Annotated in this window: 24 protein-coding genes; 12 read left to right on the plus strand and 12 right to left on the minus strand. The window is 35.9% G+C overall.

Translation table 11 applies throughout. The features are described 5' to 3' along the window. Positions 1-83 precede the first annotated feature (83 nt). Entirely contained in the window at positions 84-1,454 is a 1,371-nt protein-coding gene (locus OPU68_RS14870; protein WP_498474746.1) for a hypothetical protein, read from the minus strand. A gap of 116 nt (positions 1,455-1,570) precedes the next feature. Further along, positions 1,571-2,179: a hypothetical protein gene (locus tag OPU68_RS14875; protein WP_498474747.1), complete on the minus strand. Its 609-nt coding sequence runs from the start codon at positions 2,177-2,179 to the stop codon at positions 1,571-1,573. A gap of 284 nt (positions 2,180-2,463) precedes the next feature. Between OPU68_RS14875 and OPU68_RS14880 the strand changes: the two genes are divergently transcribed. Continuing rightward, positions 2,464-3,714, plus strand: coding sequence for a site-specific integrase (locus OPU68_RS14880; protein ID WP_498474748.1), 1,251 nt, complete (start codon positions 2,464-2,466; stop codon positions 3,712-3,714). A gap of 117 nt (positions 3,715-3,831) precedes the next feature. On the opposite strand, the gene OPU68_RS14885 is transcribed toward OPU68_RS14880, so the two are convergent. Then, positions 3,832-6,645, minus strand: coding sequence for an alpha-amylase family glycosyl hydrolase (locus OPU68_RS14885; RefSeq protein ID WP_498474749.1), 2,814 nt, complete (start codon positions 6,643-6,645; stop codon positions 3,832-3,834). 415 nt (positions 6,646-7,060) lie between these two features. Between OPU68_RS14885 and OPU68_RS14890 the strand changes: the two genes are divergently transcribed. Both OPU68_RS14890 and deoC read left to right on the plus strand, forming a co-directional pair. Continuing rightward, positions 7,061-7,531 (plus strand): Lrp/AsnC ligand binding domain-containing protein, encoded by a 471-nt coding sequence (locus tag OPU68_RS14890; RefSeq protein ID WP_274275256.1) that lies wholly within the window; start codon positions 7,061-7,063, stop codon positions 7,529-7,531. A gap of 107 nt (positions 7,532-7,638) precedes the next feature. Further along, positions 7,639-8,382, plus strand: a complete 744-nt coding sequence (gene deoC, locus OPU68_RS14895) for a deoxyribose-phosphate aldolase (protein ID WP_498474750.1) — start codon at positions 7,639-7,641, stop codon at positions 8,380-8,382. Positions 8,383-8,453: 71 nt separating this feature from the next. Here the strand turns inward: deoC and OPU68_RS14900 are convergent, their stop codons facing one another. The 7 genes from OPU68_RS14900 to OPU68_RS14930 all read right to left on the minus strand — a co-directional run bounded on the left by OPU68_RS14900 (position 8,454) and on the right by OPU68_RS14930 (position 15,958). Continuing rightward, positions 8,454-9,614 (minus strand): FAD-dependent oxidoreductase, encoded by a 1,161-nt coding sequence (locus OPU68_RS14900; RefSeq protein ID WP_498474751.1) that lies wholly within the window; start codon positions 9,612-9,614, stop codon positions 8,454-8,456. Between the two features lie 24 nt (positions 9,615-9,638). Further along, the gene (locus OPU68_RS14905) at positions 9,639-10,391 is read right to left on the minus strand and encodes a DUF6597 domain-containing transcriptional factor (RefSeq protein ID WP_498474752.1); all 753 of its coding nucleotides are present in this window, start codon (positions 10,389-10,391) and stop codon (positions 9,639-9,641) included. A 20-nt stretch (positions 10,392-10,411) separates the two neighbouring features. After that, positions 10,412-10,813 (minus strand): VOC family protein, encoded by a 402-nt coding sequence (locus OPU68_RS14910; RefSeq protein ID WP_498474753.1) that lies wholly within the window; start codon positions 10,811-10,813, stop codon positions 10,412-10,414. A gap of 49 nt (positions 10,814-10,862) precedes the next feature. Further along, entirely contained in the window at positions 10,863-12,374 is a 1,512-nt protein-coding gene (locus tag OPU68_RS14915) for an alpha-amylase (protein WP_498474754.1), read from the minus strand. Positions 12,375-12,625: 251 nt separating this feature from the next. Then, the gene (dinB, locus tag OPU68_RS14920; RefSeq protein WP_498474755.1) at positions 12,626-13,714 is read right to left on the minus strand and encodes a DNA polymerase IV; all 1,089 of its coding nucleotides are present in this window, start codon (positions 13,712-13,714) and stop codon (positions 12,626-12,628) included. A gap of 129 nt (positions 13,715-13,843) precedes the next feature. Continuing rightward, positions 13,844-15,328, minus strand: coding sequence for a serine hydrolase (locus OPU68_RS14925; protein ID WP_498474756.1), 1,485 nt, complete (start codon positions 15,326-15,328; stop codon positions 13,844-13,846). 114 nt (positions 15,329-15,442) lie between these two features. Further along, positions 15,443-15,958: a TlpA family protein disulfide reductase gene (locus OPU68_RS14930; RefSeq protein WP_498474757.1), complete on the minus strand. Its 516-nt coding sequence runs from the start codon at positions 15,956-15,958 to the stop codon at positions 15,443-15,445. A 140-nt stretch (positions 15,959-16,098) separates the two neighbouring features. Here OPU68_RS14930 and OPU68_RS14935 point away from each other — a divergent pair, with 140 nt between their 5' ends. Genes OPU68_RS14935 through OPU68_RS14960 form a run of 6 tightly spaced genes read left to right on the plus strand, consistent with a single transcriptional unit; the run spans position 16,099 to position 19,824 of the window. Next, entirely contained in the window at positions 16,099-16,734 is a 636-nt protein-coding gene (locus OPU68_RS14935; protein WP_498474758.1) for a Crp/Fnr family transcriptional regulator, read from the plus strand. 56 nt (positions 16,735-16,790) lie between these two features. Further along, positions 16,791-17,630, plus strand: a complete 840-nt coding sequence (locus OPU68_RS14940) for a DUF5777 family beta-barrel protein (protein WP_498474759.1) — start codon at positions 16,791-16,793, stop codon at positions 17,628-17,630. A gap of 10 nt (positions 17,631-17,640) precedes the next feature. Next, a complete protein-coding gene (locus tag OPU68_RS14945; protein ID WP_498474760.1) occupies positions 17,641-18,000 on the plus strand; it encodes a c-type cytochrome in 360 nt (119 codons plus the stop codon). A gap of 57 nt (positions 18,001-18,057) precedes the next feature. Further along, positions 18,058-18,561 (plus strand): YceI family protein, encoded by a 504-nt coding sequence (locus OPU68_RS14950; protein ID WP_498474761.1) that lies wholly within the window; start codon positions 18,058-18,060, stop codon positions 18,559-18,561. Further along, positions 18,561-19,079 (plus strand): ankyrin repeat domain-containing protein, encoded by a 519-nt coding sequence (locus OPU68_RS14955; protein WP_498474762.1) that lies wholly within the window; start codon positions 18,561-18,563, stop codon positions 19,077-19,079. The genes OPU68_RS14950 and OPU68_RS14955 overlap by 1 nt, the downstream gene beginning before the upstream one ends. A gap of 4 nt (positions 19,080-19,083) precedes the next feature. Next, a complete protein-coding gene (locus OPU68_RS14960) occupies positions 19,084-19,824 on the plus strand; it encodes a T9SS type A sorting domain-containing protein (RefSeq protein WP_498474763.1) in 741 nt (246 codons plus the stop codon). 62 nt (positions 19,825-19,886) lie between these two features. Here the strand turns inward: OPU68_RS14960 and OPU68_RS14965 are convergent, their stop codons facing one another. Both OPU68_RS14965 and lpxK read right to left on the minus strand, forming a co-directional pair. Further along, positions 19,887-20,699, minus strand: a complete 813-nt coding sequence (locus tag OPU68_RS14965) for a purine-nucleoside phosphorylase (protein WP_498474764.1) — start codon at positions 20,697-20,699, stop codon at positions 19,887-19,889. Further along, complete coding sequence (lpxK, locus tag OPU68_RS14970) at positions 20,683-21,708, minus strand: tetraacyldisaccharide 4'-kinase (protein ID WP_498474765.1); 1,026 nt, start codon at positions 21,706-21,708, stop codon at positions 20,683-20,685. Before lpxK ends, OPU68_RS14965 begins: the two co-directional genes overlap by 17 nt. A gap of 123 nt (positions 21,709-21,831) precedes the next feature. Between lpxK and OPU68_RS14975 the strand changes: the two genes are divergently transcribed. From OPU68_RS14975 to gmk, 3 genes are read left to right on the plus strand one after another with little or no spacing between them, the layout of a single operon-like run. Further along, complete coding sequence (locus OPU68_RS14975) at positions 21,832-22,689, plus strand: YicC/YloC family endoribonuclease (protein WP_498474766.1); 858 nt, start codon at positions 21,832-21,834, stop codon at positions 22,687-22,689. A gap of 22 nt (positions 22,690-22,711) precedes the next feature. Then, positions 22,712-23,308 (plus strand): hypothetical protein, encoded by a 597-nt coding sequence (locus OPU68_RS14980; protein WP_498474767.1) that lies wholly within the window; start codon positions 22,712-22,714, stop codon positions 23,306-23,308. Positions 23,309-23,362: 54 nt separating this feature from the next. Then, positions 23,363-23,929: a guanylate kinase gene (gene gmk / locus OPU68_RS14985; RefSeq protein ID WP_498474768.1), complete on the plus strand. Its 567-nt coding sequence runs from the start codon at positions 23,363-23,365 to the stop codon at positions 23,927-23,929. The last annotated feature ends 65 nt before the right edge of the window (positions 23,930-23,994 follow it).

Raw genomic sequence — 23,994 nt, forward strand, 5'->3', positions numbered from 1 at the left:
CAATTCAAAAATTATTGAAAGGTTATTTTGTATTATTTCCAATAATTCCAGACGCTTCCGTCAAATATGGAAAAATATCTGAATTAATATATAGGAGCAGTTTTAATAAAATGGGCGTATAGATCGACCAATATTCTGTTCATATTGGTATTTTTGAATTTATCACCAAATATTACAATGTTCCGGCTAAGATCTATGACACCAACTTTTCTTTGAGACGAGTTATTTAGCTGAAGAAAAGAAGTGCCAAATTTTGTTGTAATTTGACCTGCCGCGGTTCCATCTGGATCCACAGTAACTCCCGTTCCGATTGTAAATGGCTGACCGGTTGAGGTGCTAAATATCTGCGGCATATTCGTTACACCTATATTTGTAATACCAGTGGTATTACTACCATTTTCGACGTAGAAGCCTAATGTGTTTGCTAGATTTGATTCTAATATTTTATCTGCGAAATGAATTACAAAACCGCCTGTAGACTCTTGCCATTCTTTTATCACATTACAAAAACCCTGATTCAGAGCAGCTTCATTTGCACCTACATGAACTCCCGAAGCATCTTCCAGAGCGTCTGATAATTCTGCAATATTACCGGCTGTGACATTCACAATCTGGATACCAGCGGTTCCTGAATACGATAAAGCCGTACTTGGAGATCCAATAGTATTACCTCCTGTAAGCCAGTTGTACGTTGAAGCATAGCTACTTGAGCTTGCAGCTAATATGGAACTGTCGGTACCGGACACATTTACAATTTTCATAATTGCAGTGGCTCTGCTAATAAATGAAACAGGTATATTGTTACAGATTGTACCATTGCTTCCAGCTGTGGTAGGAGCTATGGTAAGAGAATAATTAAATGTTCCTACTACTGGAGAAGTTGCGGAAACAGGATACAAACTTATTGTCTGAGGTCCTAAGTTTACAAAAGTACCTTGCGCAGCAAAGGTAACTCCGTTTACAGTGTTTGTTGTATAAGAATAAGCTCCGAAAGCTTTCACTCTCACAGGAACATCAATATGCACTGTTTGTGAACTAAGTGGCTTATCTGTTATGTATTTCCCAATGACCTTTATAGAACTACAGTCGGTAAACTCTACAAGTCCTTGCTTATCACCACACAAAGAAGCCCAGCTTCCTGTGCCAGTGGCGGTATTCCAGTTCCAGACATTGTAGCAGTTTTCCGTTTTGTTGTAAATGCTAAGTCCATTTTCTGCGGCACCTAATATAAGGTTTCCTCTTTCAGTAGTGGTATAACGTTGGATAATAATACCACTATACTTATCAGGGTTATTACTTGCGGGATCCATTCTTTCTGAAACGTGTAGTCCCGTTTTTGCATTAGGTTGGTCTGTATTTATTCCGACCTGACTAAAAGCGTGAATGCTAAATGTAATCAGCATCAGTAAAAATATGTTTGTGCTTTTTATTTTAAATAATTGTATTGTTTTCATTTTTTTCATTTGTTTAATTTTTTTTCTGATAAATAGTTTTAAAAGCCCGTAGAAGCTTATATAGAATAGACACTCATGTCCTAAGAATTACATATGTTCTTCGGTCTTTTCTTTTTTTAAATACTGTTTGGTGGTGGGCGGGATATGTAAGGGTTTAAAATCCCCGACAACGGTATTATATCTTTATAAGGAAGTTTGATTTCTTCACCTATGAATGATAGATAATAGCTCCAAAAAATTTCACGTACTCTTTCATTAAATAATTTCTGAATATTGTAGGTGATAGGGATTATTGCTGTCTGATATTCTGATGCCAGATTTGATTCAAATCTTTGGCTAGGCATCCTTTTAAAAGCAGCAACATATGATGCAGATTTTGCTTTAAAAATAATTTTTACTTCTTTTTTAATGGCATTTTCTACTAATACTGATTTTTTTTGAGGAAACAGACTTGCCGAATTTACACAAACTGATTTTTCATCTTTCTTGTTACTCCATCCGTGAACAAACGTATTTTTCGATATGTAGATATCTGGTTTCTGTTCATAGATAAAAGTAGAATCTGAAATGTGTAGCGGTGTTCCATTGCAGATAGTAATGATGCTTTTGACATTATATACCTGAGGCTGAATGAAAATATTTATTAGAAATAAAAACATGGAAAAGGCCTTTCTGTGAAGAGAGAAAGCCCCTTGTTTTTGGGTTTTTATCAAATGTGTTTTCATTTAGGTTTAGAATAATAGTCCTACTTAGACTATTTTTTAACCTACTGATTTAAAACAAAGATATTTAAAATTTTAATTCGGTATTAATAAGTATTTATTATTGCTTTTTTTGTACTGATAAATTTAAAAATAAAAACGTTTTACAGTCATAAACTGTTATAATACAGTGAGTTATTTGATTTGCTTATTAATTAAATTTGTTTACATTTGCATTCAATAGTAGTCTAAGTAGGACTACTATTTTTGCTTTCAATTAGTTGAATTAACTCTTTAAAATCTAGGATATGACATTTGATTTTTTTTTGCCAAAAAACGGATCCCAAAAAATTATTCACTTGATCTTTAATGATGAAAGACAACAAAAATCTTTTGTATTCAAAACACCTTTGAGGATACCGGAAGATGTCTGGGACGAAGAGAAACAGCGCCCATCTAATATTTATCTGAAAAAGTATAAGATTCTCAATAAAAAGCTGGATGTACTAAAACTTCGACTGGCAGAATATGTTGTGCAAATAAGAGAACAAAATAAATTGCCCACACAAATGGCTTTGGCAAAGGAGATCAAAGCGATATGTCTGAGGCAAGAATCGGATTTACCCGAAAGCTCCCTTCTTTATTATATGCAATGGTATATTGATGGTAGGAAGGAACTGATCTCCCATTCTACCTACAAAAGATATAAAGTATTTTATCATTTGCTGGAACGTTTTGAAGGATTTCTTTGTAAAAGGCTTTATGTGAATGAAATTAATTCGGATTTTATACGAGATTTTATGCTATTCGGAAGGGGAGAAGAATACAGCGAAAATACGATCTACCGGACAATTCATTTTGTGAAAACAATTCTTAATTTTGCTGAGAGAAAAGGTATCAGGACAGCCCTTAGAGAGTTGGAAGTCCGCAGGGAAAAACAGCATAAGGAAATTGTCACTCTTACGGAAGATGAAATTATAAAAATAATGGCAGCCGAAGTTCCGGAAGAGTTGCAGGCTGCCAAAGACTGGTTACTGATTAGTTGTTACACCGGGCAACGATTTTCTGATTTTATACAGTTTAATAAAGAACAACTAAAACAAATCAATGGGAAAACCTGCCTTTCATTTGCACAACAAAAGACAAAGAAAGACATATTACTGCCTCTACATCCAAATGTTATAAATGCCATTGAAAGAAACGATAGCGCCTTCCCAAAATTAATAGATATCCAACAGTATAATGAGCAAATAAAACAGATCGCAAAACTCTCTGGTTTGAACGAAACAATTAAGGGAAGGAAACGTATTGGCTATCGAACCAAAGATGTAGAAATTGAAAAATGGGAATTTTTGACAAGCCATATTGGAAGAAGAAGTTTTGCTACAAATTTTTATGGGAAAATTCCCACACCTTTATTAATGGAAGCTACCGGACATAGTACAGAAAAGATGTTTCTCCAATATATTAATCCCATTGATAAAAATAGAATTCTTTCTTTGAGCAACTATTTTGATAAGATTCATCAGGAAATACTACTTCGGCAGACAGATTTTTGATTTTCTCCAATATATCTCTCTTTTAATTAGATAAATAATATCTACACTACGAAAATAAAAAAATCGCCCCGATAATTTCGGGGCGATTTCATTTTAATTTGAAAAATTTATTTTGTTTTATTTGATGATTAATTTTGAAACAGCCAAACCTTCGTCTGATTTCAATTGAACCATGTAAACGCCAGAGCTGATTCCGTTTACAGAGAATGTTTCGTCTCCTTTTGCAGATTTCAATCCGTATGTTTTTACCAGTTTTCCGTTAAGATCGAAAACATTGATTTGTCCGTTTTTTGCTTTGTTATATCTGATTTTCAATAATCCGTCTGTTGATGGATTCTGAACTATTTGTAAAGACGTTTTGTTAGCATCGATCTTAGTTTCGTCAGTTGCCAAAGCAGTTTGGTTACCATAGATTCTGAACTCGCCCGGCTGAAGAACAACAGTGGTACCCGTGCTTGCAGCCATAGAAGTATTATTCATCAAATTATACCAAGTCCCTGAATAAGGGAAGTTTGGCGTTACAGTCTGTGCAGTTGTCGTGAAGTTTGCCACTACAATTACATTCTTTAAACTGTTTGCCGGCAATGCATCTTTCCAAATGTAGATTTTAGGCAATAGATTTCCAGATTCTACAGTGAAAGTAGTGGTGTCAAAAACCTGACTCGATAATCTTATTTCCAAGATTTTAGCCCAAGCATCATATATTGATTTTCTTGCAGCATCTGTGTCATATCCTAATGTGAAAGCTACCGGTTTTGGAGATAGTCTGCAATCGTTACTAATGGTTCCATTTTCACAACGGTTGATACTGAATTCATATCCCAGTTCTCCAAACTGCCAGATCATCTTAGGACCAGGAACTGTCAAGAAAACTGCGCCATAAGCTTTTTGTCTTTCCAATGCGGTTGCAAGGGTTTTTACCGGACCGTTTCCATAATTTAAGTTTCTGAACATTAGACGCTCCTCATCGTGACTTTCGCCATAAGTGACGTTTCTTCTTTCGCTGAATCCGTGGTTTTCAAAGTCAACTCTGTTAAAGTTGCTGTTGGAATCATAACCCATTGTATTCTGTCCATAAGGTCCAATTAGGTTGTCCCACATCATCACACCTTTTCCTTCATTCACTTTATAATTTGCCCACTGCTGCTCTTCCTGATCGCTGCCTAAATGTTCGAAGATGATATAAGAAGTTGGGTCATAAGACCATTGATAATCTGAATATAATTTCAAAACATCCACTCTGTCCTGCTGGTAAGAACCTGTACAACCTTCATCCGAAGCGGTACAATTCTGCGTGAATCCTTTGGTAAGATCCCAGCGGAATCCGTCAACTTTGTATTCTTTGATCCATTGTTCAAGAACTCTGTTTACATAATATCTTGTGTCAGCTTTTGAATGGTTGAAATCATAGAAAACATTATAAGCATGCGTTGGCAATTGATTGAAATATGGATTGTTGGACGCAACACCTCCGTAACTTCCGTCTGTGCTTGTAGACCAAAGTCTTTCCAATGGTGATCTTCCTGTAGCGTGGTTTAGTGCAACATCAAGGATTACCGCGATTCCGTTTTGGTGGCATTTGTCTATGAATTCTTTGAATTTTTCTGGCGTACCGTAAGCTTTGTCTAAAGCCAAATGGAATCCTGGATTATAACCCCAAGAACTGTTTCCGTCAAATTCCATTACCGGCATTAGCTCTATCGCATTCACATTCAATCCCTTGATGTAAGGAATTTTATCGATCATTGCCTGCCAGTTTTTACCTTCTGTAAAATCTCTTACAAGGGCTTCGTAAACAATAAGATTTTGTTTTGCAGGTTTTTGGAAATTAGTAACAGTCCAGTTGTATGCAGGTTTAGCAGTTTGAATGACTGAAACATCATATTGCTGCCCGGCAGGATAAGCTGGCATTCCTGGATAAGTTGCAGCAGTGATGTAAGGGTCATCATCCGGAGAAAGTACCAAGGTAGAGTATGGATCTGCGACTTTTACGCCATCACTTGTTCTGTATTGGAATGTGTAAACCTGCTGAGGTGTCAATCCTGTAATTTCTAACCAGAAAAGATTGGTATTATTGGTATCTCTCTTCATAATATAATTAGAAGAAACCTGCCAGTTGTTGAAACTACCTATTACATGAACATAACTTTTGAATGGCGCATATAATGCCACACCAACTTTTGTAGGATCATTCGGATCGTAAGAAATTCCTTGTCTCATGTAAGAAGGAATGGCTGCACTCTGCGTAGTAGGCGTTGGGGAAATACTAAACTTTGAAGTTTGTACACTTCCGTCTGCTACACTGGTTGCAGTCAATTCAATTTGGTTATCAGTCGTGATGTTATACGCTGTAAACATTGATGAAACATTGTTTGCCGTGTAAATTATATTTCCGTTTGCTTTTACCACATAATTTGCAGGTAAAGAAGTGCTGTAAGAAATAGGATAATTATTTCCGGAAGCAATGAAATTAACCGAACCATTTTTAGGCGTTGTATTTACAAACTGGAATTTCCCAACTTCCGAATAGATATCCTGAGATTGCCCATTTCCAGTTTTTGTTTTCAGAAGGAAACCTATTCTTCCCAATCCTGTTCTGTTGTAGAAATTTTTTGGAACAAAAGTCAGGGAATAAGTATCATTACCGGAATTGTAAGTTAACCTGTTCGTTTCACTGGAAGCTGTCCAGGCTCCATTTGTAGGGCAATCCTGGCTGTTGGCATCGTTGGCGTCGTACGACCAGGCCCAAAGATACAATGCGTTGTTGGCAACGCCCCAGGTAGATTCATTAATGCTATTACCATTAAAAGTGATAGTAATAGATTCGTCTTCGTTAAAAGCAGGTGGAGTGATCGAGTAGGTGACCGTCTGTGTCTGCGCAAAACTAATGGTCGCAATGAAAATTGCGATCAGGTTGTAAAATTTTTTCATTGGTCTATATATATGAGCGTTAAATATATCAATTTTTCACGATTCCAAATCGTTTTTTATTTAAAGGATTATTTTTATTTTAAATAATTGATTATCATTATGTTATTATTTAATATTTTTTGAAATTTAATTTAGATCTGGATTTTATTTTTACCAGATATTAACATTAAGTACATATTTAGGTAATATTCGATTTGCGGTTTTTTTCTATATTATTTGAAAAATTATATTAATATATTTTTATATTTCATATTATTTTCTATAATTTTACCGTCAAATAAAAAACAATAAACAATTATTTTAATTAAATAGTGAGTCTTATTAGCTTCAATTATTTATAATTAAGTTAAAATTATTCGTTTATTTAAATTATTTTGTACTAAATTTAAAAATTCAAAAAATCAAATTGTAAATTATGAAAAGTGCATCTGAATCTGGTTACCACTTAGACGGAGTTGATAAAGAGATTGTATATATGTTGATGGATAATGCAAAAACTTCTCTTGCACACATATCTAAGCACGTAGGGATTTCTACAACTGCAGTTCATCAAAGAATTAAAAAATTGGAACAGGCCGGCGTGATAGAGAATTCTATTTCCTTCCTTAATCCAAGAAAAATTGGTTATAAAGTTGTTTCTTACATAGGTGTTTTTCTGGATCAGCCGAGTCATTACCAAGATGCGATCAAGAATCTAAACCTGGTAAATGAAGTAGTGGAAGCACATTACACAACCGGAAATTATACTATTTTCCTAAAAGTACTTTGCAAGGATAATGACCACCTGATGGAAATCCTGAACAAAATCCAAAAATTAAAAGGTGTGACAAGAACAGAGACGATTCTATCTCTGGAGCAATCCATCAGCAGACAATTGAAAGTTTAATAAAAACCGATATAATTATAAAAGGATGCAAGTTATTTGTATCCTTTTTTTATTTTTGTATTTATACAATTTGCCTGATTTACGGGCTGAAAAATTAAAATATCGTTATGAAAATCAATCAATATTTAGACTCAACATATCTCAAAACGCCTGCTCAATCCCGATTGACTGAGGAACAGACTTTCGAAAAAGTAAGAGAACTGACAGACGAAGCGATAGCTTACAACTTCAAAGAAGTAATGATCCGACCGAATTATGTAAAAATGATTAAGGATTATCTGCTGTCAAAAAATTCCGAAGTTCTGGTAGGAACAGTTATCGGTTTTCACGAAGGAACTTATTCTCTGGAAGAAAAATTAGCAGAAGCAAATCAGGCAGTTTTGGATGGTGTGGACGAATTGGATTATGTTATCAATTATGAAGCTTTCAAAGCCGGAAAACTGGATTTGGTTGAAAAAGAATTTGTTGAAGGAACCAAATTAGGACTACATTTCGGAAAAACAGTAAAATGGATTATCGAAATCGCTGCTCTTTCCGATCATCAAATTGCTGATCTGACGGCAAACATTTGGAAATGGGCGCAGGCAAATTTTGAAGAAAAAGACTTCTCAAAAATATTCGTAAAATCTTCCACAGGATTTTTTGTAACAGAAGGTGGAAAACCAAATGGAGCCACTTTTGAAGGCGTGAAAATTATGCTGGACAATGCAGGTAAACTTCCTGTGAAAGCAGCAGGTGGTGTAAAAACACCTGACGATGCAGAGAAAATGATCAATTTAGGAATCCAAAGAATCGGAACTTCCGCCGCAAAAGCACTTCTTGGTGAAGGCGAAGCTGGATCAGGATATTAAATTTATATTTAAAATAAAAACCTCCTAAAAATCATTTTCGGGAGGTTTTTTTTATGACTTTAAGTTTTGAATTAATGTCCTCCAAAAAAGTCAAGCATGGTTTCCAAAGCATTTTTAGAATGCATCTTTTCTCCGTTTTCAAGAGATTCTTTTGCTGCTTCTGAGGCTCTTTTTCTCATATTAATTTCATAGTCAGAAATAGCTTCTGTCAAAGAATTGTATTTTTCTGAAGTCAGGTATTCACTCAATTCCAAAGCGTCCAGCATTGCCATATTTGCACCTTCGCCGGCAAACGGAGGCATGACGTGTGCTGCATCGCCAATCATTGTTAAGTTGGATTGAGTTTCCCAGGTTTGATCCAAAGGCGTACAATAAATAGGTCTTGGAATGAAAGGTGTTTCCGCATTTTTAAATAATTCATACCAGACATTACCCCATTCGTGATAATTGATTTTGAACCATTCCACAACCTGTGATTGATTATTAAAATCCAAACCGCTGTCAGAAGCCCAATTCTCATCCGCTTTGAAACTTGCATAGAAGCCAATGTCACCATTGCCTTTTTGTCCCATCAGAATATTTTTCTCATTTCCGAAAGCCATTATTTTTCCACCGTTGATCAGAGAATCCATATTTGGAACTTTGATTTTTGATTGATAAATATTTCCCTCAAGCATTAATATTCCGGAATAGAACGGTTTGATGTCTGTAATGTAAGGACGAATTTTGGAATTGGCACCATCAGAAGCAATCACAATGTCTGCATAAACGGATTCTCTATTTTTGAAATTCAATTTCCAGCCTTCATCATGCTTTTCCATCGAGATGAAATGACTGTTCCAAACCACCGTTTCCGGTTCCAGAGATTCCAGCAAAATTTTCCTTAATGCGCCACGGTCGATCTCAGGACGAAAATATTCATCGCCAAAGTTTTCCTCAAGATTTGTTTCGTGATCGCTGTAGAAAACTTCCGCTTTTTCGTTTACAATTAATGTTTTATCTGCGCCTGGAAGAAAGTTTTCCTTGAATTGTTTTAAAAGATCAGCTTTTCGTATCGCAGCCAATCCGGCGTCTTCGTGAAGGTCGAGAGGCGAACCTTGCACTCTTGCATTTTTATTAAGATCTCTTTCGTATACTTTTACATCAGCACCTTTCATTTGCAGAAGTCTTGCTAAAGTCAGTCCGCCGGGACCGCCCCCAACGATGGCGATTTTTTTATTATTGATGAGCATAATTTTTAATTTTATGCTGCAAAATTACTTGGTGTGATAAACCAAAAATTGTAAAAATCGGTCGTTTTGATTTTTGAATAGTTCTTTGGGAGAAACGCCGGACAGCTTTTTGATTTCTTTGATGAAGTGAGATTGATCGGTAAAATTAAGCTGAGGAAAAAGATTGCCATCTTTGATGTGGAAAAGTGAAGCCTGAAAACGCAGAATATTACAGTAATATTTTAACGAAATCCCTAAATGCTTTTTGAAATACCGGTTGATTTGCCTTTCTTCCCAGACTATTTTTTCTGAGAGTTCTTTAATGCTAATTTCGCCGTCAGTTTCGAAGATCAAATTGAATAACTTCAGTTTTCTTTCATCAATTTCTTTAGGTAATAATGAATAGACTTTCTTAGAAGCCTTTTCACAAAATGCTTCAAAATTATCCAAATCATTAATGTTGAAATCCCAGAAATCATTTGGCAAAACCATTCCGCTGTTTACAAATTCTGCAATGGACTGATGAAGAATGTATTCCAACGCCAATGGATTAAAACTAATGGCAAAAAAAGAAGTAATATCCAGCTTCGGTGTTGGTTTTGGTTTCGTTTCCAAACCCATCAATACAATTTGAAGCTGGTCGTTTTTTGTTTTGCAGAACAGAAGATCGATCTTCCCATTTGGGATCACGACGCCTTCCTGTTGGCTTGACAGATTTTGAAGGGACGAAAAACAATACACATAATCAGCAATCGATTGATCGGGTTTTATGAGTCTGTATTCTAATTCTTCGTCCATTTTATCTGCAAATAATATTTTTATTTACTGTCAGAAGGTTCCCAGAGTTCAATTTTATTCCCGTCAGAATCTAAGATGTGAACAAATTTTCCGTAATCAGAATCGTCGATCTCATCAAGAACTGTTACGCCGTTCTCTCTTAGATTTTTTACCAATCCCTCAATATTCTGAACGCGGTAATTGATCATAAATTCCTTTTTGGAAGGGGAAAAATAACTGCTTCCGGTTTTGAATGGACTCCATTGCATAGATTCGATTACGTCGGGATCATTGCTGTTTCTCGATTCGAAAGTTGCGCCCCATTCTGTGGTGTCTATTCCAAGATTTTTGGCGTACCAGTCTCTGGTTTCTTTCGGATCATCAGAGAAAAAGAAAATACCGCCGATGCCTGTTACTTTTGGCGTTTTGTCTGAGTTGTCCATAGTTCAGTTAATTTATTTAAATCAAATATAATTATTTTATCCCAACAATTTACTCTGCGACCCAAACACTCACATTCCCTGCAGGACAAGGAAAATCTGCCCAGCCATTTTCGTCTATTGTAACTTTATTGTCTAAATGTCCGGTAAAATCATAGAAAGTCTGTCCCGCATATCGTTTTCCAATTTCCATTGGTTTGTGGTAAGCATCTTTGTTACTCAAAACTACAGCGCAACCGGAATGTTCCTCATCGCCTTCACGGATCCAGCCAAGGCAATGCGCATCTTCAAAATAATCTTTCTGATTGCCATAAGCGAAGTCTTTTCTGGCTTTCAGAAGTTCTTCAATAGCGTCTACTTTGTCAAGAAATATTTCATGCTCAATGCCATCTTCTCCATGGTCTTTGTAGCTTGCTCCGTAAAGATCGGGATAGAAAACACAAGGATATCCGTCTTTTCTTAATAAAATCAAAGCATAAGCTAATGGTTTGAACCAAGTCTCAACCGGTGCTTCCAAAGCCTGAAGCGGCTGCGTATCGTGATTATCAACTACGGTTACGGCTTTATCGGGTTGAGATGCAACTAAAGTTTCATTGAAAATTTGTCTTAAATCATAATCCGGCGTTTTGGAAGCCACATGCAGATTATTCTGAAGAGAAGAATCGAAGAGACTCATACAGCCTTCTGTAGCATCTATATAAGCTTCCAAAAGTTTTAGCTCGCCTGGTGCCCAATATTCGCCAACTGCAAAAATGTTTTTCCCGGTGTTGGATCTCAGAACTGTGAGCCATTCTTTGTAGAAATCCGGCGAGATGTGTTTTACTGCATCAAGTCGGACACCGTCAAAATCTGTCTGATCATGGTACCATTTTCCCCAATGATTCAGTTCTTCGCGTACGAATGGATTCCGATGTTCGATGTCATTATACATTAAGTAATCGTAGTTTCCTTTTTCGTCATCCACGATATTATCCCAGCCATCGCCAAAGTCATTAATGATTCTGTATATACTTGTTTCTTTTCCTTCTGCATAATCCACGCCTGTAAAACAAGTGAAGTCCCATTTGAAATTAGAATAAGTATCGCCTCTTCCGGGGAAAGTAAATTTGGTGTAAGATTCAATTTCCATAACGTCCGAGATGTCTTTGTTACGATCTTCTTCGTCAACTTCTATCACTTTGAATTTCTCCAGCTCGTCGCCACCAGCTTTATGATTGAGAACGACATCAGCAATTACCTGAATGTTTTTTTCTTTTAATGATTTTATGGCAGCTATATACTCGTCCTTGGATCCATATTTTGTGACCACATTTCCTTTGTGGTCAAACTCTCCAAGATCAAAAATATCATAAGGATCGTAACCAACGGACATTGCTCCGGATGTGCTTTTGTAAGCGGGCGGAAGCCAGGCAGCTGTGATGCCAAGATCGGCTAAATATTGTGATTGGTCTTTTGTGTGTTTCCAAAGGAAGGAGTCGCCATCGGTGTACCAATGGAAAAATTGTATCATCGTCCCGTTCATAAGATTGTAGATTTTTTCAGATTGTTTGATTTGATTTTTCAACTATAGAAAATATCACGCCAAGGAGCACGGGAAAGATTCAAGAATAAAGTAAAATTATTCATTTGAAAACAGAAATTATAAAAAACGAGCCTCAAACACTCAATGACGAATCAAAAACACTCAAAGATGAGGCAAAAAGACTCGACGATGAGCAAAAAAGACTCAATGACGAGTAAAAAAGACTGGATGATGAATCAAAAAGACTCAACGACGAGGAAAAAAGACTGGTTGATGAGTAAAAAAGACTTAAATCAATCATTTTCAAACTCCTGAAATGGAATTTTCAGCTGAACAGAAACCTGTTTTTTTTCTTCTGTGTTGAGGTTTGATAATGATAATCCGAGTAATCTGATTGCTTTATCGAAAGGCCTCAGTTCCCAAAGTTGTTTCGCCGTGTTGTAGAATTTCTCCGCGTTTTCGAAATAAAGTTCCTGCGTCTTGCTTCTCGTGTAAAGTGTGAAATCTTTGTATTTTATTTTCAAAGTCAGGGTTTTTCCTTTGATTTCTCTTTTACCGAGACGCTCTTCCAGTTCCAGACTCAGGGATTTTAGTTTTTGATCGATTTCTTCATCTTCATTGATGTCGTCCCAAAAAGTCCGTTCTACAGCTACACTTTTCTGAATACGATTGGGTTTTACTTCGCCATTGTGAATTCCTCGGACGACATTGTAATAGTATTTTCCGGATTTGCCAAAGAGTTTTTCCAGTTCATCAAGAGATTTTGCCTTCAAATCAGAACCTTTGAAGATGTGCAAAGTGTGCATTCTATTGGCAGTGACTTTCCCAACGCCGTAGAATTTTTCTATCGGAAGATTTTCCAGGAACTCATTGATCTTGGTCGGGTGAATGGTTTTCTGTCCGTTTGGTTTATTGATGTCTGAAGCGACTTTAGCCAGGAATTTATTAATAGAAATCCCGGCTGAGGCTGTGAGTCCCGTTTCTTCAAAGATGCGTTTTCTGATTTCTCTGGCGATGTCGTTAGCAGATTCTATATCTTTTTTGTTTTCGGTAACATCCAGATAAGCTTCGTCCAGAGAAAGTGGTTCTACGAGATCTGTATATTCGTGGAAGATATTTCTGATTTTGCTTGATATTTCTTTGTATCGGGAAAATCTCGGCTTTATGAAAATCAAATGCGGACATTTTTCTCTCGCAGTTTTGCTTGGCATTGCAGATCTCACTCCAAATTTCCTCGCTTCATAGCTGGCTGCCGCAACCACGCCACGATGTCCGCCACCAACAGCAATGGCTTTTCCACGTAGGCTCGGATCGTCGAGCTGCTCAACAGAGGCATAAAATGCGTCCATATCTACGTGGATTATTTTGCGCTGAGGTTGCATTAATTTAGAAGTTAGAAATGAGATTTTAGAAGTTAGATTTTAATTCGATTACAAAAGTTCAATTCCTTACTCAATACAAATTTAATCAAAAAAAATCCCGAAAATTTCGGGATGATGTTCTTATTATTATCAATCTTGTTTATCTTTTAAGTAATTACTTGCATTCGTGTTTTTAGGATTAAGCTCCAGTGACTTTTTATAATTAATTATTGCTTCTTTCCGGTTGCCTAGTGATTCCAAAGTTTCTGCATAACTATCATAAACATTCGCACTGTTTGGAAACAACAAGGTGTTTAGTTGGAAAACTTGCAATGCTTCGTTTTTCTTTTCTTGTTCTAGAAGTTGATATCCCCAGGAATTTATTTCGTCTTCGGAAAGTTTAAAATCTTTGTTGTTTTTTTTAATTTTCGTATAAATTTTAAAACCGCTTTGAAATTTATTCTCAATAAGTTGCTGACGTAATAATTTTAGATTTTTACTTAATCCAAAACCATTTTTAACTTTCATATCCGGGAAGTAGTAGCCAGCAATTTCATCAATAAACCATTCGGGATTGGAGCCTTGAAGATTGGTTAAAACCACAATTGAAAGATTATCCTTTGGGTAGAGAAATAATGCCGAACGCATCCCACCAACCGGAGCTGCAGCAGGATGGTCTTCTCTATCAACTGTTGGCCAGCCCAGCGCATATCCATTGGTCAATTTGTTAAAACCATCGATATGTCCATCGTTTAATTTTACAGAAGTGAAAAGTTGTTGAATACTATTTTTATTTTGTAATAATTTTCCATTTTGCAATGCGATAAGCCATTTGCTTAAATCTTCGGAGGTGGAAATGATTCCTGTCGCAGTTCTGAAGAATACGGGGAATGTAGCAAAAGCATTGTGCAGTTTTCCGTCATTGATCCATTTTCCGTCTGTATTGATAATTGTGGAATATGATCCGGCATTGTTTGGGATGATATCATCGGAATCTCCAAATTGCGTAGCGATCATATTGCAAGGTTTGAATTGATTTTCTTCAATGAATTTTGTAAAATGCTGACGGCTTAATTTCGTGATGACTTTTCCTAAAATATAATATCCCGTTTGGTTATAACTGAATCTTTCTCCGGGTTTAAATTCCATCGGCAAGGTCTTTACCAGTTCCCAGTTTTTCTCCTCAATGCCATTGCCTAGAACCTGTTCTTTTTCATCGATATTATTGGGCAATCCAGAAGTGTTACTGAGTAATTGTTTGAGGGTGATAGATTTCCATTCGTTGGGTATGTCCGAAATATATAAAGAAATGGGATCATCTACTTTTAATTTTCCTTGCTCTTGTAATTGCATAATTGCTACTCCTACAAAAGCTTTTGTCATAGAGTTGATCGAGAAAGTAGTTTTGGAATTGGTTGGAACCTGATGTTCCAGATTCGCAAAGCCATAATTGCTTAATTTTTCTAACTTTCCATTTTTAATAATAGCCAACTGGAGTCCAGGGATTTTCATTTGTGTCATCTTATCCTTGACAAATATGTCGATGCTGTCAGAAGCATTTTGGGATAATAGTTGATTTGACAAAATTGTAATAAAGATTAGCAGGAAAAATTTTCCTATTATTAATTTTTTCATTCAGAATTATTTAATAGATAGACAATTGTAAAAGTCATTTTATTACATTGACTCATAAGCTTGTAGAAAGTTGATGATCTTAACGAAAAAATCCCGAAAATTTTCGGGATGATGTTATTTTGTGTACCTGTCAATTGTTAATTGAATGTCCGGATCGTCCGGCGTGATGGCGTAATATTTTGCAATCCCTGATTTCTGATCTACAACAATGTATCTCGGAATCCAGTTGAGGTCGACGTAATTATTAAAATCATTTTTCCATCCGGAGGCAAACCAATAATTCTCTTTATCTGCCATCTCAAATTTATCCAGACTTTTTAGAAAACCATCCTGAGATCTTTCTAAAGAAAGGAAAACGAAATCAATATTGGGATTTTTAGCTTCCAATTCTTTGGCTTTCGGGAAAGCTTTCAGGCAATCTTTGCACCAGCCAGCCCAGAAATCTAAGATTAATACTTTGCCTTTATGCTGCTTCAGTATTTCATTGATGGTGACTTCTTTTCCATTTTTGTCCTGTAGTTTTTGAGCTAAAGCTTCTTTGGACAATTTCGTTTTCAGGACTTTTGGAACTTCCTGAGAAAAACCAAATTGGAAAACCACTAGTAATGTGTAAATTAATATCCTCTTCATTATTTTAAAATTTTTAGACAAACGAAGTTAATGATAATTTTGAAATCCGTTAATGGAGATTATGTTTACATATTCATAAACATTTGGAATTATTAACATTTTATATTCAAAATGTTTTTAATTTTACTAAAAAATAATTAATGGAAAAGTTGAACTTCATTAAAAAGAAATTTAAAAATTTTGATGAAGAATTTTATAACGATTTGGCGGAGCATTCTGTTCTCACAACTGTAGAGTCTAAACAAGAGCTCATACGAGAAGGACAAAAAGTAAATTATATCCCGATACTTGTAAGTGGAATTGTAAAAGTGTTCTCGCTAAATGATGGTAAAGAATTGCTGTATTATTACATAGAACCTTCTGAAAGCTGCATTATGACTTTTTCTTCTATATTTTCTGATAGATTGAGCAAGATCTACGCGATTTCCGAGGAGAAGTCAGAAGTGCTTCTGTTGCCGGTTTCTCAATTCCTAACCTGGCTCATAAAATATCCTAAGCTGAACCAGATTTTCTTTATGGAATACGATCTGAGGTATAAAATTATGATGGACACCATCAGTCAGGTGGTTTTCCAGAGACTGGACAAAAGGATTTTTGAATATCTGGATCAAAGAATCAAAAGACAAGGTAGTCCTGCGCTGAAAATATCGCATAAAAAAATTGCAGATGACCTGGGAACTGCAAGAGAAGTTGTCAGTAGAATCCTCAAGAAGTTTGAAAGAGAAGGGCTGATTTCACAAAGTTCATTGGGAATAGAAATTATTAATAAATGGTGACATTGGTCACCGTTTTTTTTTGTTAAGACTTCATATTTTTGGCTCAAAGTGCCAATATGTCGAAAATTATATTCTTTATTTTTTCATTAGTTTCAGTTTCAGCTTTTTCTCAGGAAGATCTATTAAAAGAAATCGATACTTCTGCTGTGAAAGAACCTTATTCTCCCAGCTTCAAAGCTTTGCAGATCGTAACAGCGCAATCTACAAAACTGCCTGCCAAGAAAGAATTCTATCTGGATATTTCCCACAGGTTTGGTGATGTGAGCGATGGCTTCAAAAACTTTTTCGGATTGGATAATGCCACGACAAAATTGGGCGTCATCTATGGACTTACAGATTGGATGTCCCTCAATTTTGCACGACATACTTATCAAAAAACCTATGAACTTGGAACAAAATACAGACTTGTAAAACAGGAAGGCGAGTCACCGGTTGATATTGTTGGGTACAATGTTTTGGATATTAATTCTGAACTTAGAAAAGATGATTTCCCAAAACTTGAATTTTCTGACAGAATGGTTTATGTGTCACAAGTTTTGATTTCCAGAAGATTTACAGAGAATCTCAGCTTACAATTGATGCCGAGTTATATTCACAGAAATCTTATCGAGCCTACAATAGACAGCAAGAATCTATTCTCTACAGGTTTAGGCGGACGTTACAAAATTTCCAAAAGAGTCTCTATCAACGCAGAATATTTCTACAATTTTGAAGACAAGAATTTTTATAAAAATCCACTGTCTGTCGGGATGGATATAGACACAGGCGGTCATATTTTCCAACTGGTTTTCAGCAATTCACAGGCTAATACAGAGAGCGGATACATCAGCAATGCTACCGGAGACTGGCTGAAAGGACATTTCTTCTTTGGGTTTAATCTTTACAGGGTTTTTTAAAAAGAATATTATGAAGAATACGATAAAATTATCACTCGCGATTTTTGGTTTTTTGGCAATGACAAGCTGCGAAACGAAAACCTTTGAAGATATTTCTGAAAATACGCCCATTCCGGAAAATGTGACTTACGAAAAAGATGTAAAAACAATCATTCAAAATAATTGTGTGGTTTGCCACTCACCAAACGGCTCGCAGCCATACTTTCCATTGACGGATTACACGGCTGCAAAAAATGCGATCGATAATATCCTGGACAGAATACAACGTGCTAATGGCGATCCACTGAAAATGCCACAAGGCGGAACATTGTCTCCGGATCATATCAATATCATCAAAAAATGGAAAGCGGACGGACTTTTGGAAAATTAATAAAAGAAATTAGAAATTATGAAACCTATCCTGATAATAACAAGCATTTTTCTGACAATGAATTTTGCATTTGCTCAAAAATATTCTACCAAAACCGGTAAAATTACTTTCGAAGCGTCCGTTCCGATGTTTGAGGATGTGTATGCTGATAACAGTAACTCTACAGTTATTTTGAATGCTGATACCGGCGATATAGCTTCACTCGCAATGGTAAAGGATTTTAAATTCAAAACGAGTCTGATGCAGGAGCACTTCAATGAAAACTATGCGGAATCTGCGAAATATCCAAAGACAAGCTTCAAAGGAAAGATTGCTAATTTTAACAAAGCTGATCTTTCTGAAAAAGCAAAAACATATACAATTACAGGTACACTTAATTTTCATGGCGTTGATAAAGCCGTACAATCTTCTGCAGCCATTTATTTAAAACATGATAAAGTAATTATACAGGGGAAATTTGTTGTGAAACCAGCAGATTATAAAGTGAAAATCCCCAAAATGGTAATGACAAAAATCGCCGAAAACGTGACTGTGAATTATAATTTTACACTTCAGAAATAATGAAAAAGTATATTCTTTTATTGTTTTTAATGTTTGGTATTTTGGGTTTTTCTCAGCAGAAGGATGTGTTTGATATTGCAAGAAGCGGAACTTTGGATGAAATGAAAACTCTGGTAGATCAAAATCCTGACGTTATTAATTCTGTCAATCAAATGGGATTTTCTCCTTTGATATTGGCTTGTTACAGAGGGAATGTAGAAGTTGCTAAATATCTGATTGATCAAACAAAAGATGTCAATTACCTTAGTCCGGAAGGAACAGCTTTGGCTTCGCTTTGCATTAATTACAACAAAGAACTGGTTGAAAAAATATTATCAAAAAATGCGGATCCCAATATTCAGGATTCTCACGGCAACACGCCGCTTTTATGGGCGGTGAAAAGAAATAATGTACAGCTTGTAAAGCTGCTTTTAAAAAGTAAGGCAGACATCAACATCAAAGATTCTTTGGGCATTTCTGCTTTTGAATATGGTTTAAAATCTAACAACAAGGAATTAATTAATCTTCTAAAACATTAAAAATATGGCTAAAAACTTACTAAAGATGCTTCCGCTATTGATTGGTGGAACAATGTTTTCTCAATTTTCTACAGGTGTTGTCAGTTTGCCAACAACGGCAATGACGATAAAAATTGATGTGAATTCGACTGATGTAACAATGACTGTTACAGGAAGCAGTACAAGCTGGTTGGGAATCGGATTCGGAGCAGACGGTATGCAGTCTGGCTCTGATGGTTTCATTTATAACAGTAGTGCAAACCGGGATTATACCTTTTCTGGAATCGGCATTACGCCATCTGCAGATGCTGCCCAAAACTGGACAGAGCAGAGCAATACTGTTGCCTCAGGCGTAAGAACACTGGTTGTGAAAAGAACACTTGCGGGAGGATCGGGTGATTATGCCTTTGCAAATTCTGCCGGCAGTGTTCCTATATATTATGCAAGAGGTGGTTCTCTTAATTTGACCTCTCACGTTGCAAGAGGTTATGCTACACTTGCGTTATCTCCGTCTTTAGCTGTTGATGATTTAGGCTTAGCCGCTAAGAAAGTGAGTCTCTATCCAAATCCGGTAAAAGACGTGCTAAACTTTACTAATTTGGATAAAATCAAATCAGTAAGAATATTTGATACTACAGGAAAACAAATGCCACTCCAGAAAGGTGTTTCAAACCTGAACGTTTCTACACTTGAGAAAGGTGTCTATTTTGTAGAAGTTGAAAAGCTGGACGGAACAATAGCTTACGAGAAATTTATTAAAAACTAAATATTAAAAAAGTCTGATCAATTTAACTGATCAGACTTTTATTTTTTTATTTTAATTAAGGTTTAGTAACTCTTCACCAAACCTTTTACAATCTTAATCACATTCGGCATAGCTTTATTAGCAGCTTCCAGAACTTCCTCGTGAGAAACTGCAAATGCAATATCCGGTCCGCCAAGATCTGTGATGATAGACAAACAAAAACAATCCATTCCCTGATGTTTTGCGACAATCACTTCCGGAACAGTGCTCATTCCGACAGCGTCACCACCAATTGCTTTTATCATTCCGTATTCTGCAGGAGTTTCGAAGGTTGGTCCGGATAAAGCCACATAAACGCCTTCTTTGACATCAATATTTTCTTCAACAGCAATCGATTTTGCAAGTGCAATCATTTTGCGGTTGTAAGGTTCACTCATATCTACGAAACGTGGACCGAATTCGTCGATGTTTTTCCCTCTCAGTGGATGTTCTGGTAACATATTGATATGATCTGTCACAATCATAATATCCGCTACTTTGAAGTTTGGATTCACGCCACCGCAAGCATTGGAAAGAATTATATTTTTAATGCCTAACAAATGAAAAACTCTGAAAGGGAAAGTAACGGTTTCGATTGAATGACCTTCATAATAATGAAAACGGCCGCTCATCATCAAAACTTTTTTTCCTTCCAAGATTCCGTAGATCAATTTTCCGCCGTGACCAACAACTGTAGTCCGAGGAAAATTGGGAATGTCTTTATAATCTAAAGTGTGAATCGCCTCAACTTCGTATTGTAGTTTCCCCAAACCAGAACCCAATACAATCGCAAAATCAGGTATTTCGCCAATAATATTCCTGATAAATTCTGCTGTTTCTTTATACTTTTCTAACATAGTTTTGAATAATCTGGTTAAACTCTTCGCGCTTGTCAATTTCTACATTGATGGGCCAGTAAAAAATCTTGTTCCGAAGATAATCAAAAGATTTCAGGCGGACATAATCTTTTTCTGTGGTCAGAATTACTTTGTATTCACCAAGTTTTTTATATTCTGCAGCTATTTTTTTGATGTCATCATCTGTAAAGTTGTGATGATCTTTGTACTGAAGATGCTTGACTTTCTTATTGTATTTCGAAATTTCTTTAAGTAACTGAGATGGGTTTGCTATTCCTGTAATTAACAAAACATCGTAGTAATCCAGATTTTTCACAGGCATTACACTGTCGATTCCCATAATATTTTCGTCGTAGGCAATTGCTGAGAAAAATACTTTCTGATAATGCTGAGGTCTGATTCTGGAGATGTAATATTGTTTTTTTTCTTCAGTAAGATCATCCGGACATTTGGTAACCATTATGATATTCGCCCGGCTCATTCCGTGTCGGCTTTCTCTTAGATCTCCTGCCGGCAAGATGAAATCTTTGAAATAAGGATCGTTATAGTCTGTCAAAAGAAGATTCATTCCCGGATTGATTGCGCGGTGCTGGTAGCTGTCATCCAAAAGAAGAACTTCCAGATCCATGTCTTCGATGATTTTCTTTGCGCCAAAAACACGGTCTTCACAAACACCAATTACAAAACGATTCCGAAAACGCTCAAATAACTGCATTGGTTCATCACCAACCAGTTTATAATTGCTGTCGTAGTTCACGATGCTGTAACCCTTTGTGATTCGTCCGTAACCTCGGGAAAGCACGCCGGTTCTGTAATATTTGGACAGATATTCTGCCAGATACATAACCATTGGTGATTTTCCGCTGCCACCCACAGACAGGTTTCCGACACCTATTATGGGTGTTTTGAATTTCGAAGAAGAAAATAATCCCCAGTCATACATCTGGTTTCTGATAGAAGTTCCGAGATGATAACCTAAGGAAAAGGGGTAGAGATACCATCTTTTCATAGATTGCAAAAATAGGGATTTCAAATTTCTAAATCCAAGAATATAGGAAAGTAAAATGTTAAAATTGAAGCATTATTTCACATTGATGAAAACCTTATCTTTGCACTCTTATAATTATTGAATATGATATTATCTATGACAGGTTTTGGGAGAGCCGAAACTGTTTATGAAGGCACAAAAATAACGGTGGACATCAAATCGCTGAACAGCAAAAACTTTGATCTCAATGTAAAAACACCGCTTAGATATAAAGAAAAAGAATTCGAAATCAGGAAATTACTTAATGATAAAATCCTTCGCGGAAAAGTAGATTGCTACATCAACTGCGAAAGTCTGGAGGATAGCAATGATGTAAAAATCAATCAGGATATCGTTAAAAATTACATTGAGCAATTAAGATCCATCGCTTCTGACGCACCGGATTTTGAATATTTGAAAATGGCTGTTAGAATGCCTGATGTCTTATCAACAAAAAATTCCGATCTTGATGAAAACGAATGGAAATCTCTTTTAGAGGTGGTTCAAGAATCTGTTTCCAAGTTTATAGAATTTCGTCAGACCGAAGGTAATAATCTGGCTGAGGAAATTGAGAAAATCGTTCAGAACATTGAGAATAATCTGAATCAGGTTTCTCAATACGAAGAGGAAAGAATCCAGCCAATCAAAGACCGTTACCAATCTGCGCTTAAGAATTTTGAAAATATTGATGAAACAAGATATTACCAGGAAATGGTTTATTTTGTTGAAAAATTGGATATTTCTGAGGAAAAAGTAAGACTTTCCCAGCACATCAAATATTACCTTGAAGTGATGAGAAACGAAGATTTCAACGGAAAAAAATTAGGTTTTATCGCTCAGGAAATGGGACGTGAAATCAATACTTTGGGATCAAAAGCCAACCATTCCGAGATTCAGAAATTGGTAGTTGAAATGAAGGATGATCTTGAGAAAATTAAAGAGCAGACTTTAAACGTTTTGTAAAAAACAAAACTGTACTATTTAGATGCGCTTCTTTTTAATATTTTCATTTCTGTTTCTGTTCATATTTTTGAAATCACAAAATATAGATTCGCTTGCCAATATTCCATCTGAACTGAGGGAAACTGAAATCAGAATTTATAAAGATCGAGGAATAACAAACAGCGGACATATTTTCAGAATCTACAAAGAAAATAAAATCTGGAAAGCAGAACTAATCCAATGGTTTTTACCAAAAGAAATCAGCAAAGACGAGTTTGAACTTGTAAAACCCAAACTTACAGTTCTGAAATCTGAAAAGACATTGGAAGAATTATTCTTAAATATAAAAGCGAGAAATATTGGATTTCTTCCTAAAGAAGAATATTTTCAATACAAAAAGGATGAAAGTCGTGTTATTTATGATGAAGAGGAAAAAGATTGGGCTTTTGAAACTAAAAAAGCAGTTATGATTTTAGACGGAACAGGCTATTTAGTAAAATATCAGCATTTCAAACAACAGAACGAATTTAATTACAGCAATCCTGAATCTTACCTAAAACATTATCCAGAAATTAACGAACTCAATTATTTTGTGGATATTTTAAAATATATCAGAAAGGAATTTAATATAGAATTTTAAAGAATATTTCATTAAAAAACATTGAATTCGAAACTAAAAACTCGAAACTAAACAATGAAACAAAAAGTCATCATATTTTCCGCACCATCCGGAAGTGGGAAAACAACTCTGGTAAAACACGGTTTGTCTGTTGTGCCGGAACTCTGTTTCTCTATTTCTGCCACCACAAGACAACCACGAGGCGAAGAAAAACATACTGAAGATTATTATTTTCTGACGCCGGAAGAATTCAGATCAAAAATTTCCCAGGACGAATTTGTAGAATTCGAAGAAGTTTACACCGACAAATACTACGGAACTTTAAAATCCGAAGTCGAAAGAATCTGGGATCAAGGAAAAGTTGTCATCTTCGATGTCGATGTAAAAGGCGGAATCAAGCTAAAAGAAATCTTCGGAGAGAAAGCACTATCAATTTTCGTGATGCCGCCAAGCATCGCCGAGTTGGAACAGAGATTGATCAAAAGAAATACCGACTGCGCAGAAACCATCAAAACACGAGTGGAAAAAGCCGGAGAAGAAATGACGTACCAAAAACACTTCGATAAAATCATTATTAATACAGATCTTGACGAGGCAAAAGCGGAAGTCGAGAAAATAATTAATAACTTTATCAAAGATTAATCATCTGATGGCCATTAGCATTTTGCTATTAGCTCAAAAACAAAAAACATTTAACTTAAAGGTTA

Source organism: Chryseobacterium sp. TB1-D10, from assembly GCF_059803555.1.

Coding starts and splice junctions, on each gene's coding strand:
- OPU68_RS14890 (WP_274275256.1), top strand. CDS start 7,061: ATGAAAAGTGCATCTGAATCTGGTTACCACTTAGACGGAGTTGATAAA.
- OPU68_RS14950 (WP_498474761.1), top strand. CDS start 18,058: ATGAATTTTGCATTTGCTCAAAAATATTCTACCAAAACCGGTAAAATT.
- OPU68_RS14965 (WP_498474764.1), bottom strand. CDS start 20,699: ATGTTAGAAAAGTATAAAGAAACAGCAGAATTTATCAGGAATATTATT.
- OPU68_RS14900 (WP_498474751.1), bottom strand. CDS start 9,614: ATGCTCATCAATAATAAAAAAATCGCCATCGTTGGGGGCGGTCCCGGC.
- OPU68_RS14980 (WP_498474767.1), top strand. CDS start 22,712: ATGCGCTTCTTTTTAATATTTTCATTTCTGTTTCTGTTCATATTTTTG.
- OPU68_RS14975 (WP_498474766.1), top strand. CDS start 21,832: ATGATATTATCTATGACAGGTTTTGGGAGAGCCGAAACTGTTTATGAA.
- OPU68_RS14925 (WP_498474756.1), bottom strand. CDS start 15,328: ATGAAAAAATTAATAATAGGAAAATTTTTCCTGCTAATCTTTATTACA.
- dinB (WP_498474755.1), bottom strand. CDS start 13,714: ATGCAACCTCAGCGCAAAATAATCCACGTAGATATGGACGCATTTTAT.
- OPU68_RS14875 (WP_498474747.1), bottom strand. CDS start 2,179: ATGAAAACACATTTGATAAAAACCCAAAAACAAGGGGCTTTCTCTCTT.
- OPU68_RS14960 (WP_498474763.1), top strand. CDS start 19,084: ATGGCTAAAAACTTACTAAAGATGCTTCCGCTATTGATTGGTGGAACA.
- OPU68_RS14935 (WP_498474758.1), top strand. CDS start 16,099: ATGGAAAAGTTGAACTTCATTAAAAAGAAATTTAAAAATTTTGATGAA.
- OPU68_RS14945 (WP_498474760.1), top strand. CDS start 17,641: ATGAAGAATACGATAAAATTATCACTCGCGATTTTTGGTTTTTTGGCA.
- OPU68_RS14955 (WP_498474762.1), top strand. CDS start 18,561: ATGAAAAAGTATATTCTTTTATTGTTTTTAATGTTTGGTATTTTGGGT.
- OPU68_RS14885 (WP_498474749.1), bottom strand. CDS start 6,645: ATGAAAAAATTTTACAACCTGATCGCAATTTTCATTGCGACCATTAGT.
- gmk (WP_498474768.1), top strand. CDS start 23,363: ATGAAACAAAAAGTCATCATATTTTCCGCACCATCCGGAAGTGGGAAA.
- OPU68_RS14870 (WP_498474746.1), bottom strand. CDS start 1,454: ATGAAAACAATACAATTATTTAAAATAAAAAGCACAAACATATTTTTA.
- OPU68_RS14905 (WP_498474752.1), bottom strand. CDS start 10,391: ATGGACGAAGAATTAGAATACAGACTCATAAAACCCGATCAATCGATT.
- OPU68_RS14930 (WP_498474757.1), bottom strand. CDS start 15,958: ATGAAGAGGATATTAATTTACACATTACTAGTGGTTTTCCAATTTGGT.
- deoC (WP_498474750.1), top strand. CDS start 7,639: ATGAAAATCAATCAATATTTAGACTCAACATATCTCAAAACGCCTGCT.
- OPU68_RS14910 (WP_498474753.1), bottom strand. CDS start 10,813: ATGGACAACTCAGACAAAACGCCAAAAGTAACAGGCATCGGCGGTATT.
- OPU68_RS14940 (WP_498474759.1), top strand. CDS start 16,791: ATGTCGAAAATTATATTCTTTATTTTTTCATTAGTTTCAGTTTCAGCT.
- lpxK (WP_498474765.1), bottom strand. CDS start 21,708: ATGAAAAGATGGTATCTCTACCCCTTTTCCTTAGGTTATCATCTCGGA.
- OPU68_RS14880 (WP_498474748.1), top strand. CDS start 2,464: ATGACATTTGATTTTTTTTTGCCAAAAAACGGATCCCAAAAAATTATT.